We start from the raw sequence: 12,002 nt of genomic DNA on the forward strand, positions 1-12,002 counted from the left end.
GTGGTTTCAGTAATTATTTATTGAATCCATAATAAGGAATAATTATGTTGGATAGACGCTCCATATTAAAAATGGCCGCTGGTGGTGCAATGTTAACGCTCATCCCAAGCGTTCAACTTCAAGCTAAAACCCCAGGTAAAAGATTGGCTATGGTGTTTGATGTTCGCCGTTGCACAGGGTGTCTATCTTGTACTGTGTCCTGTGCAATGGAAAACCAAACCGATACTGGCCGTTGTCGAACTCGTGTCAACCAAGCAGCAATTGAGCTGGACGGTGGCTTTGCGACTTTGGCGGTACCCAATCAATGTAATCAGTGTGATAACCCACCCTGCGTTGATGTTTGCCCAGTAGAAGCAACCTACAAACGTAAAGAGGATGGCATTGTGGTCATTGACCATGATGAGTGTATCCATTGCCAGTTATGTGTCGATGCTTGCCCATATGGGGCAAGACGCAAAGATGAAACGTTAGAATCACCTCCCGAGAAGTGTAACTTCTGTATTCATCGAGTCTCAGCAGGATTACTACCTGCATGTGTTGAAACTTGTATTGGTGAAGCGCGTAATTTTGGCGACCTCAACGACCCGAACAGTAAAGTGTCGCAACTGGTTCGCGATAACTCGGTTTACGCCATGCTGGCGGGTGAGGGAACTAAGCCAAATATTTTCTATATTGGTTTACCTGAACAACCGAAAGACAAGCAGATCTTGTCACTTAATTTCCTTGAATGGCAACGCTAGGAGCGGGTAATGGACAGACGTAAATTTTTAACGCAAGCGGGCGCTGTTTCTGTGGCTGCTGCCACAGTGGGTTGTGGCAAGATGGCTCAACCTACAGATTCTGAACGCAGCCAAGATGTCAGTCGTTTTGGTCATCCGATCCCAGCAGAGTGCCAACAAGATGCTAATGGGCAATGGCAACTCACTAAAGGTGTACGTACAGCATATTCTAGGTGTTTCAGTTGTTATAACATTTGCGGTCTTCGAGTGCGCATTGACGAAGCCAGTGACAAAGTGCTCAAAGTCGGTGGTAATCCATACTGTGAGAATAACTCTGGTTCTCCATTGCCGATAGCGATGGCTGTTAAGCAAAGTTATATTGCTTTAGCGGGTGAGGCTGGACTCGAAAACCGTGCCACTACCTGTGCTAAAGGAGCCAGTTGTGCCGACTCTGTTGATGACGAACGCCGTGTCACTGATGTGCTTAAGCGTGATGGTCAACGGGGTGAAGGTAAGTGGGTCACCATTAGTTATGAGCAAGCATTAAAAGAAATTTTAGAAGGCGGCGATCTCTTTGGTGAAGGCCATGTCGAAGGTTTACGCAGTTTACGTCAACTCGACAAACCGGTTAAGCCTGGTTTCCCTGAGTTTGGCAGCGCGGCGAACCACCTGTTTGCCACCTACTGCGCCGAAGATACCTTACGCGGCAGCTTCTACGCTCGCTTTATGCAACAGTCTTGGGGTACGAGTAACTTAGGCACTAAGCATGCTTACTGCGGTGCAGCTCAAGCGACGGGTTATAGCTTAGGCATGGCTTCAGGCTTTGAAGAATGGCTCAATGATGTTGATTGGGATAATGTCGAATATGGATTGTTTATGGGCACCAGCCCTGGTTCTTCAGGTGCAAGCCTTAACCGCGTCGGTCGTGGACTTGCTGATAGTCGAGTCGATCGAAAGTTCAAATATGTGTGTGTTGATCCACTGCTCAGAACCACAGTAGCAGCCGATACCAATGCAACATGGTTAGCGGTTAAACCTGGACAAGATGCAGCGTTCTCTTTTGGTGTGATTCGTACCATGCTAGAAGAGGGTTGGTTTAATAAAACCCACCTTGAAGGCGCCAGCGAGAAAGCGGCTAAAGCTGCAGGCGAGCTTAACTTTACCAATGCGGGTCACTTAGTCATTGTAGATGCGAAGCACCCCGATTACCGCCGTTTTGCAAAGGCAAAAGACTTTGGTTTAGGTGGAGACGAAGCGCTGATTATTAATGCCGATACGCAAGAGTTCGTGTCTGTTGAATCAGGTGACAAGGCTGAGCTCTTTGTCAGTAAAACCGTTAAAGACAAATCGGGTCGTCGGGTTAAATTAGCGTCCTCGTTGTATTTGTTAAGAGAAGAAACACAACGTACCAGCATGAAAGAGTACGCCGCTAAGTCGGGTATTGCGATTGAAGATATGCGCCAAGTGGCAAAAGATTTAGGTCGTTACGGTCGTAAAGCCTGTGTTGCTGGTAATGGTGGCACAAATTCGTCTGACGGTTTCGTTATGGGCTGGATCTGGGCAACATTAAATACCCTAGTGGGCAGTCATGACGCTAAGGGTGGTGCTATTTACGGTAACGGGCCGATTGGTGGAATGGAAGGTCGCTATGATTTAGCCAATATCGACAATGGCGTGAGCTTGGACGGGGTGGTTAATGCCTGTCGTGATGGTGCTTATGAGTCATCGACTGAATATAAACAAAAACTCGCTAAAAGTGAAAACCCATACCCTGCTAGCACGCCGTGGCATGAGGTTCTGCCGGCAATGAATGCAGCAGAGCAGTGGACGAGTCATGCCAATAACGACCCGTATCAAGCTAAGGTCTTGTTTAACTGGCGTAATAACTTTCTTTATAGCGCAGCCTCTATTAGCCAAGAAGTGGTTGCAAGTATTGCTGACCCTAAACGTTTACCGTTAATTATTGGCATTGATTGCCACATGAATGAGACGAATCGTTACGCTGATTATTTTATTCCTGATCGCTCAATGCTAGAAGAGTATGCCGCAGACCGTATGTGGGGTTCGCATATGTTGGGCGTGGTTGCAGCAGCGCCATTAGTGACACCAAGAACCGTTAAAAACGAAGCGGGTCAACATGTTTGTATGGAGCAGTTGTTAGTCGATATCGCACTCAATATGGCGCTTCCCGGCTTTGGTAAAGGCGCGATTGATCATGAGGATGGCAGCAAGGCTGACTTGCTTTGTTTTGAAGATTGGCACGCTAAATATCTGGCAAATGTGGCATCACAATGCGAAAACTTGCCGACGGTTACGGCTGAAGATAGGCAATGGGCTGGACTTGATTATGCAATGAAGCCGTTGACGCCAAGACTCAACCCTAACGAGGCTAGTGAAGTTGAAGCACTGCTATCTCGTGGTGGCTACTATGTGGCAGATGAACGCTATGAAGGTGATTTTGTGAAGGGTGCAGAGGCAAAATGTCTGCAGATCTACCATGAAGCGGTTGCACAGCTACGTCATGCCTATTCTGGTGAGCATTACCCAGGCACTATTACCTATCATCAGCATCGATTCTGGAATGGCGATAGCTGGGAAAGTCACTGGCCAGAAGCTGACTATCCATTGCTGTTTTCAAGTTACAAAGCAACGGTGAGATCAAACTATGCAGTTGCCTACAAACGTATTGCTGAGATCAGCCCGACTAACTTTGTCTATATGCATGAAGAGACGGCAAAAGCCCAAAACTTAACCGACGGTGACACAGTGAGATTAGTGACCGCCAATGGCAAGCCTGCCGAGGGTTTATTGCAAACAGACTTTGGCGTGGCAAGAGGGGCGGTATGTGTGTCTCATGGCTTTGGTCATTCAAAGGGCTTTGGTGGTGACGATCGAGTGATTAATGGTAAAAAGTTGGCGGGCTTAAAAGAGCGTGCTGGCGGTGTCGCGATTAATCAAATGATCCCGTCCGATCCAACGCGTAAACAAAATGCCAGTATGCTCAATGATTATTGGACCGGTGCTAACTGCCGACACGGTATTCCAATTCGCGTTGAGAAAGCTTAATTACGATTGAACCGTGGATCCCTCTCACATCTGGAGGGGAGGGATCTATTGAGCATTGTAATACTTGCTAGTGTTTAAGCAGGTGATCTCAGGTTCAGATCCAACGCGCAAACAAAGTGCCAGTATGCTCAATGATTATTGGACTGGAACCAACTGTCGTCATGGCATTCCAATCTGAGTAGAGAAAGTTTAAATACTATTGAAGACAAACTCCCCCGCAGATTAACTTCGGGGGCGTTTTTAAATCGTTATACAGATTAGCGTCTAAATTAGATGTTTCCGGCGATAAATTTACACCTCAAACAAGCGTAACTCATTTCATCCTGCAACATTTCCCCCTCAGTATTCTTTTTGGCTGAGGGGCTTTTCGCTGCTTAAGCTAAAATTTATCTCTTTATGGTAGTGTTGGTCGCAAATCATTGGAGATAATAATGAAAATAACAAAATACTCACAGATTGGCCTTTTGACGGCTGCGACTTTTGCCTTGCCTGCGATGGCAGTAACCACAGAGCAAACAGCTTTTTTTGATAGCATCGCAGCGCATTGTGGTAAAGCTTTTGAAGGGACGGTTACAGCGGGTAATACTGCCGATTCAGCCTTTAGCGGTAAGAAACTGATTATGCATGTACGCGAATGCAGTGACACTGAACTTAAAGTACCGTTTCACGTTGGTGATGATCACTCTCGCACTTGGGTGATCACTAAAACCTCATATGGTTTGCATTTAGCCCATGATCATCGCCATAAAGATGGTAGCGAAGACAAGGTGACTATGTATGGTGGCATGACAGCAGGTATGGGCAGTGCGACTGAGCAGTCCTTTCCTGTCGATGCCTATTCAATTAACAATTTTAGAGACAACGGACTGGATGTATCCATTACCAATGTTTGGCATATGTACACCAAGCCAACAGAATTCACCTATCGTTTGACTCGTGATGAGAGAGATTTCAGAGTCGACTTTGATCTTACTAAGCCAGTTGCACTACCGCCAGCACCTTGGGGACATAAGTAAGGCATTTTGTTTAAGTGAAGGGATGTGATGCGTCTAGGTTCTAGTTTTCAATTGCTAGAACCTAGAGTTATTGTCCGAGTCTTGCCGTCTTAGCTTATTACGAAGTGACTAAGTCACGCCCTCGTCTCTGCATTCCGTTGAGCCTATTTCTCTTCAAAAGTAAAAGACTGTCCAGCTAATGCGGCTTCAAACATTAAGCCACCTTTGGCGACAGTAAACACAGCCATGCCGTTGATATAAGACGCTGATGCTGCTTTTTTACCTGCTCCTACTGAATTTCCTGTCGTACCTGCCTGTGCATTGGCGCCAATGTTAATCGCGACGGCAGAGGCTTGTGCGCCGAATTCAAAGCTGCCACTGGTGAAATCTTTATAAGCTGCTTTATCTTTAAAAAAGATAACTTCGCTGTAAGCTTGGCCACCGAGCTGAAAACCGAAAGAAACTTGGGTTAGGCTGGTATCGCCTTGATAGTTGCCACCTTGATAGACGCGTCCTTTACCGTAAGCGGCACCTATACCAATTCCGCCTTTACCTACGGTCGGAAAAAGCGCGTAACCATATGCGCTATCGAAGAATTTTTGAGTTTGATTGGCTTGTTGGAAAGTAGTTTTAGCTTGAGTATAGCCATCTTCTGCTAAGGCTTGTGGCGCCACGGCGAGACTGGCAACTAAGCAAAGAGTGCCGGTTATTTTTCTGAATAAGTGTTTCATTTCAATCTCCTTTAGCTGCTCATGTGTCAGTATTTAGTTGTAGCATAGTTAAGCTGAACCGAAAATGAATGGCCCATCAAACTTCGTTAACCATGGCAGTCATTTTTAGCATTAACCAAGGCTAAAGTCATTGTTGTTGATGTAAAGGCAGGTGAATGGATAACAAAAAAGCGCCAATATAGGCGCTTTTGTTATGTGTTGGAGCTGCTATTTAATGGGCTTGTCGAGTACGTAATGCTCGAACCATTTCTGATCCCACTCCATTTTGGCTTTACGATGTTGATACTTGCTTAATCCATGGCCTTCGCCAGGATAAACAATGAGCTCAACCGGTACATTGAGATAATGCTTGAGAGCGCGATATAGCCCCTGTGCATGACCCGCTGGCACTCGCTGGTCATTTTCACCTATATGGATAAGCGTTGGTGTTTTGATTTTATCGACATGGCTGAGTGATGAACCCTGGGTGTAGGCTTCAGGTTTTTCCCAAGGCAGACCTTCCATAAAGTTGATTACGTGGCCAGGGGTGTCTTCAAGCATCCATTGCAGGCGTTGATCAAAAACACCGGCACCAGAGCTTGCTGCTTTAAAACGTTCAGTGGTGCTGATCAAGGCATTAGTTAGGTAACCGCCGTTACTCCAGCCCATCACTGCCATTTTGTCGCCATCAACAATACCGTCGCTAATAAGCTGATCGACCCCTGCAATAATGTCGTTTACCTCAATGTCGTGTTCTTTACCGACTAAATCGGTTAAGAACTTATCACCATAACCGGTAGAACCGCGATAGTTCGGTGACAGTAATGCCCAACCTTTGGCGGTGAATGTTGAACGGCCATAAGAGCGATGCTGTAAAGCATAGGGGGTTGCTGATGTTGGGCCACCATGAATTTGCACCACTAATGGTAACGGACCGTCGGACTTTTTATAGTCGGATGGCAAATCCAATATCCCTTCGACAACACTACCATCAGGTGCTTTCCAGCTCACGATGGAGATTTGAGGGAGCTTCCAACTCTCGACTTGTGGGTTGATATTACTCAGGCGTTCTGCTTTGGCTCGACTGCGATTGGCATCCGCAATAAACATATCAGCAAAGTGATCTAGACCGTTGTGGCTAAAGGCAACGCGTTTACCATTTTGGCTAAAGCTGTAGCTGCCAATGACCATATCGCCATTAATGACCGTGCGCGTGTCGCCCTGTTCGTCACCGTCAATTTCAGTACAGAATAGCTTTACTCGAGCATGATCTGCGCCGCGATAGCAGATCTCATCACTATTGGGTCTCCATTTTATATCGCCTGAGTTTAAGGTGACATCTCCGCTACGTGTGACTTCGAGCGATGGGGCTTCTGTTGCTTTCGCATTGGCAATAAAGAGCTTACCTGGATGGCCGTCAAAATCGATTCTAAAGGCGAGTTGGTTATTGTTTTCTCGCCAATTTAAGCCTAATAACCAGCCGTAAGGTGAAGGGGCTTGGTCGCGCCATTGCGTATCGGCGAGGGTGTTATTGGTTTTTGTTTTGGTATCGAATATCTCGACATCAGACCAACCTTCTAACCGAACTAACTCATTATCGTCAGTGGTGATACGGGCAATTTTGCTGCCATCTTCATTGACTTTAAATTCCCAAACCACTTTATCGTCATCGATTAATAGCTGTTGCTTAAAGTGTTGCAGGTCAAGTTGGTATAGCGGGTTCGTTTTACGTTCGCCATGGCCATATTTAGGGGCTGAGTGGTCTGCACGCATCGAGGCCCAGTCATCTTTATCTTTAACTGTTTTAGTGGCTAAAAAATACACGCTCTTACCATCATGGCTTAGCTGGAATCCGCTAACGCCTTCGACCTCTTTAGTCATCGGTTGCATGTCACCGCCAGCGACTGCGATGCGGAAGATTTGTGTCTTGCCGTTGTAAGGTGCTTTGGCCGCTTCTTGTTTTACCTTGCCGAGAAAGTAGATATGTTGCCCGTCTGGACTCCATTGTGGGCTGGATTCACTTTCATTGGTGAATGTGAGGCGTTTAGAATTACCACTTTCAGTGTCCAGCAGCCAGAGATCTCGCTGGCTCTTATCCAGTTCTTTGTCCCAGCGGGTCTCTAGCCAAAGTGCTTTTTTACCATTGGGGCTTAATGTCACTGAACTCATTCCACCAATATCAAAAAAGTCATCGATAATAATGTCGTGCGTTTTTTCTGCTGCAGCGGTCACCATACTGGTACCGAGCAATGTTGCCATTGCGGTAGCAAGCAGGGTTAGCTTGTTGAATTTTTTCATGTGGTTGTTCCTACCCTTCAAGGTCTTTCTATAATTTTTATAATGAGATAAGCGCTAATACCAGCTGCATTAAATAGAGTGTTAATTCAGAAATGCTCAATCTTTTCAGTTCCAGACGCATTGGTGAGAAAATGATTTGTCCCTTGTAAGTCAATGCAAAGCCGCAATGGAATGCTTCTGGTGGGTTCAAAGCTCAGCCTGTTACGTGGGGAACGCTTAATATCGAATAACTATTTAGCATCGAGTTCCCAGCTTGCCTTTAGTGCTTTGAGTTCCCACTGAATGAACAGATACTTAGTGCAATTGGTATGACACCCTATCGCAACTAGCGTTATGAAATCCATGAAATATGTCAGGTATTTAGCTTATTTTTTTTCATCTTGCATTAACTTTTGCAAGTAGGCGAGTTCTTCTGAACTGAGCAGTTGCTGACTGGCCTTCATCGGCGATTTTTGCTGCGACTGTGCTAATCTTCCACGTAAAAATGCGGCGTAGGTGATCTGTTTTAAGCCATAAATGGCCAGAATATAAACGGTGAGCAGCAGGACCAATTTTGCCGCCACATGGTTAATGTGAATAAGTTCTTCGCCGAAATAAAAAGGTAAGATGACCAGTACGGCTCTGACAATCCAATTACTCATTAACGCCAGAGTCAGTACCAGCAGCCAGCGGAATTTTATGTCCTTAAGGCTCTCTTGATGTAATCTGGATGTACGGCTTGGATAGAGACTAAGCATTTTTAAAATAAAGTAAAAATAGAGCGCCGTTTGGATAAACAACAGCCCTGGCAACGCAGCTCCCAGAAGGCTTAGGTGACTTAGATGGCTTAAACCTGAATTGAAGCTCAATGATATGTCTGGCAGTTCCCCTTGGTTTAATACACGGTAACCGACGGTTGCTAATACCGTCATGGCGACGAACAAAGCAGGAAAGAAGTGAGGTGAAAATCCGCTGGGTGCTTTTGCGTCGTTTAAACTTCGATGACAGTATAAATAGAGCATCGGCATCAATAAAAAGTAGATTGGGATAATCAAGATAAAGATAAAATGGATTGGCGCAGGAGCGTTATCTTTGGTGAGTAGACCGGTAAAAAAATACAGCGCCATTAGGCTGAATATGCTGCCTAAAATCTTCTGGTTACCGTTCTTTTCGCGATAGATATAACGGATGTATAAACCTAGGCCTAAGCAGTGAAGACCGCCAAGCAAAGAGAGCCACCAATATCCTTGTGATACAAAGTCATTAAACTCATTCATATTGCTGTTATTTCATACTATTAATCATCGGGATGCAAGTTGAATATTGAACCAGAGCATGGGTACCCTTTCATTTTGAAAGGGGATTATTTTTGACTCATAATGACATTGTAGTTGAGGGGATCACCGACGTGGGGCGTTATATTTGAAGAGGTTTAGCTGGCAACCTTAGAGACTTGCTTTAGCTTGTCGATCAACGCATCCTTTTTAAAGGGTTTAGCGAGGTAGTCATCCATGCCGGATTCATAGCATTTCTCAATATCTTGATCTAATACACTGGCGGTCAGTGCGATGATAGGGAGTCGTTGTTCTGAGTTTAACTCCTCCCATGCCCTGATTTTTTCAGTTGCGGTAAAACCGTCCATAATGGGCATCATACAATCCATTAAAACAGCGTTAATGACTTCCCCTTTACTGATGAACTCGAATGCTTCGAGTCCATTATTAGCAATAACAAAGTCATACCCAGCTTGTTTCACAAGCAGTGAAGCGACTTTTTGATTGACCAAGTTGTCTTCGACGATAAGAATCACGACGTTTATTTTTGTATCATCGGGGTTGTTGTCACTGGTATCTTGCTCAGCTTCAGGTGCGCTTTCTGCGCGCAGTACTCTATTTTCTATACCGTTACGAATAGCATTGCCAAGTCGTTTCCCGAGTAATGGAAGTGTGATGGTGGAGTCAATATTATCAAGCGTACGCTGCTCTGATGGGGTGTTGATGGCAATCGTAAAGATATCTTGCTGAGTTAACAACTCAGGTAATGTCGTTAAGGCGTCTCTAGTAATAGAGGCATTATCAATAAAAAGCAGGTCAAACTTTTGTTTATCTTGTAAGAGATCAAAGCAAGATAAATAATGATAATTGAGCCTAAACCCCTGTCTGATGCAGGCATCCTCAATGGTTTCAATAATGTGATTGTTACTGGATACTAATGCTGCGGTAAGGTGCTTGAACTCATCTTTCCCAGGCGCTTCTTGCGCAATAATTCGCGCTTTTAGTTCAACGGAGAAGCAACTGCCTTTGCCCTTTTTTGAACTGATTTTGATATCACCGCCCATTAATTCGACCAACTGCTTACAGATCGCAAGACCTAGGCCTGTGCCACCAAATTGGCGAGTGATAGTGCCATCTTCTTGGGTAAATGGAGAGAATATCTGTTGCTGCTTATCTTCTGCTATCCCTATGCCGCTGTCATAAATCTTAATCTGCATATTGGCATATGGCTTTTCATCAAAACGACTGCTGATAGCCACTTTTATAAAGCCTTCGCTGGTAAATTTGACTGCATTCGACAATAAGTTCATCAGGACTTGTCGCATGCGGTGTTCGTCGAGTGCAATGAGGTAAGGAATATTTGTCGGGATATCAATTTGCAGGTCGAGATTTTTCTCTACCACTTTCGCTAATACCATGGTTAACGTGTCGTAGACGACCTCGGCAATATTGGCATCGGTGTTGGTCATGGAAAGGTTTCCAGACTCAATCTTAGACAAGTCCAGTATATCGTTAATCAGTAATAGTAAGGTATGTGATGATGTTTCGATCGTTTGCAGGTACTCGTTTTGTACGGGGGTCAGTTTGGTGCCAGCAAGAATTTCAGACATCCCAATAATGCCGTTTAATGGTGTTCTGATTTCATGGGACATATTGGCGAGAAATGAACTTTTAGCTTGGTTGGCTTTTTCCGCATCAGATTTAGCCCGTAAAATTTTCTCATCATTTAAGTAACGTTCATGGATTAGATTATTCAGTTTTTTGGAAAACAAGCTGAGTTCATCATTACCGTTTTCGTTAATATTATTGGAGTAGTCACGGGTTTCCTCTATGTTAGACATGGTTGTTATTACATGATGCAGGTAGTTAAGAATGCGTCGATAGAGGTTGGCGCCAATGGTTCCGATGATGATTAACGATGCAAATAAAGCAGTACAAAAAACGATGATCAGCTTTTTTGATTGTGATATTTCACTGTGGATTTTAGTGGTCAATTGATCTGAAAATTTGGTCACCACAAACTGAATGAGGCTTAAGCGTTGACTAAAGGCTTTCAAATTAGACTCTGGGCTATCAACCAAAATATCTTCATGCAGAATATTGCGGCGCAGTTGGTAGCTTTGTTCAAATGCTTTGTCTGAAAATGTCGTCAGTAGAAGATCGACTTGTTCAGGTTTGGCGCTAATATTGATAAAGCGTTCCACATAGAGCTGCTGCCTTTCTGTGCTCATGTTTAATTGAGTCAACAGCTCGGTATTATTTCTATCGATGAGTAACTGGTTAATAAGCCATTTCTCTTCTGCGGACCAAAGCGATAGCCATTGCAATTGAAATAATATGGTGAGGTTTTGGTTAATATGCTCAGGTACATCTAGCTTATCTTTTTCTAGCATCATTAGCGCTTGTGTTTGCAACTCGTTTATCCAAGTAGACCAATCAACAATACTTACTTGTGTCAGCTCAGGCGATTCTGTTAAGGCATCTTTAGTGCTATTAAACCATGCTTGGATATCATCGATATTTTTTGTGGTGAATGCCTTGGGAAGTATCAGGGGTAATTCCGCGACTATCGGCGTGAAGTCAGTCAATACGAATGAATCACCTTGAGCGTATAGCTGCTCTCTAGCTTGGTTGATTTTGATATTGAGTGCAGAAAATGATTCTAAAAAGGAGATCTTGTGGTTGAGAGTGTTGAGTGCTTGGACATTATTGGTTTGCTTTTTTATCTCCAATGCGGATAAAAATGCCGTAAACAATAAAGGTAGTAATACTAATGCCAACATCCTTGTTTTTATTGAAATACGATTCAATAAGTTCATTTCTACTCCTTGAATTGAACGTGCTAGTCATGTCCTTGTGTATTGCATGACTCTTGACTATATTCAGCATAGTACAAAAGTACAAAAAACTATCTAGGATTGAAGGTTTTTATATGTTTAATGGATTAGACTTTGGTGCCAT

General features: G+C 44.2%; 7 protein-coding genes. 3 read left to right on the plus strand and 4 right to left on the minus strand.

Going from position 1 to position 12,002, the window contains the following annotated elements; translation table 11 throughout:
• The first annotated feature begins 44 nt into the window (after nt 1–44).
• From CXF82_RS09115 to CXF82_RS09125, 3 genes are all read left to right on the plus strand, one after another.
• A complete protein-coding gene (locus tag CXF82_RS09115) occupies nt 45–740 on the plus strand; it encodes a 4Fe-4S dicluster domain-containing protein (RefSeq protein WP_101093398.1) in 696 nt (231 codons plus the stop codon).
• A 9-nt stretch (nt 741–749) separates the two neighbouring features.
• Nucleotides 750–3,785, plus strand: a complete 3,036-nt coding sequence (locus CXF82_RS09120; protein WP_102044058.1) for a molybdopterin-dependent oxidoreductase — start codon at nt 750–752, stop codon at nt 3,783–3,785.
• Nucleotides 3,786–4,216: 431 nt separating this feature from the next.
• Nucleotides 4,217–4,801 carry a hypothetical protein gene (locus CXF82_RS09125; protein ID WP_102038596.1) on the plus strand — a complete coding sequence of 195 codons (585 nt, stop codon included), beginning with the start codon at nt 4,217–4,219 and terminating at the stop codon, nt 4,799–4,801.
• Between the two features lie 143 nt (nt 4,802–4,944).
• Here CXF82_RS09125 and CXF82_RS09130 read toward each other — a convergent pair whose 3' ends face one another.
• From CXF82_RS09130 to CXF82_RS09145, 4 genes are all read right to left on the minus strand, one after another.
• A complete protein-coding gene (locus tag CXF82_RS09130) occupies nt 4,945–5,511 on the minus strand; it encodes a lipid-binding SYLF domain-containing protein (protein WP_102044059.1) in 567 nt (188 codons plus the stop codon).
• 207 nt (nt 5,512–5,718) lie between these two features.
• Nucleotides 5,719–7,788 (minus strand): S9 family peptidase, encoded by a 2,070-nt coding sequence (locus CXF82_RS09135; RefSeq protein WP_102044060.1) that lies wholly within the window; start codon nt 7,786–7,788, stop codon nt 5,719–5,721.
• Nucleotides 7,789–8,153: 365 nt separating this feature from the next.
• Complete coding sequence (locus CXF82_RS09140) at nt 8,154–9,044, minus strand: hypothetical protein (protein WP_101093393.1); 891 nt, start codon at nt 9,042–9,044, stop codon at nt 8,154–8,156.
• 155 nt (nt 9,045–9,199) lie between these two features.
• The gene (locus CXF82_RS09145) at nt 9,200–11,860 is read right to left on the minus strand and encodes a hybrid sensor histidine kinase/response regulator (RefSeq protein WP_102038599.1); all 2,661 of its coding nucleotides are present in this window, start codon (nt 11,858–11,860) and stop codon (nt 9,200–9,202) included.
• Nucleotides 11,861–12,002: the final 142 nt, after the last annotated feature.

This window comes from Shewanella sp. GutDb-MelDb (genome assembly GCF_002836075.1).
GTDB lineage: Bacteria > Pseudomonadota > Gammaproteobacteria > Enterobacterales > Shewanellaceae > Shewanella.

Excerpts from the sequence above, each read along its gene's own strand:
- CXF82_RS09115 (WP_101093398.1), top strand. The coding sequence starts at position 45 with ATGTTGGATAGACGCTCCATATTAAAAATGGCCGCTGGTGGTGCAATG.
- CXF82_RS09120 (WP_102044058.1), top strand. The coding sequence starts at position 750 with ATGGACAGACGTAAATTTTTAACGCAAGCGGGCGCTGTTTCTGTGGCT.
- CXF82_RS09125 (WP_102038596.1), top strand. The coding sequence starts at position 4,217 with ATGAAAATAACAAAATACTCACAGATTGGCCTTTTGACGGCTGCGACT.
- CXF82_RS09130 (WP_102044059.1), bottom strand. The coding sequence starts at position 5,511 with ATGAAACACTTATTCAGAAAAATAACCGGCACTCTTTGCTTAGTTGCC.
- CXF82_RS09135 (WP_102044060.1), bottom strand. The coding sequence starts at position 7,788 with ATGAAAAAATTCAACAAGCTAACCCTGCTTGCTACCGCAATGGCAACA.
- CXF82_RS09140 (WP_101093393.1), bottom strand. The coding sequence starts at position 9,044 with ATGAATGAGTTTAATGACTTTGTATCACAAGGATATTGGTGGCTCTCT.
- CXF82_RS09145 (WP_102038599.1), bottom strand. The coding sequence starts at position 11,860 with ATGAACTTATTGAATCGTATTTCAATAAAAACAAGGATGTTGGCATTA.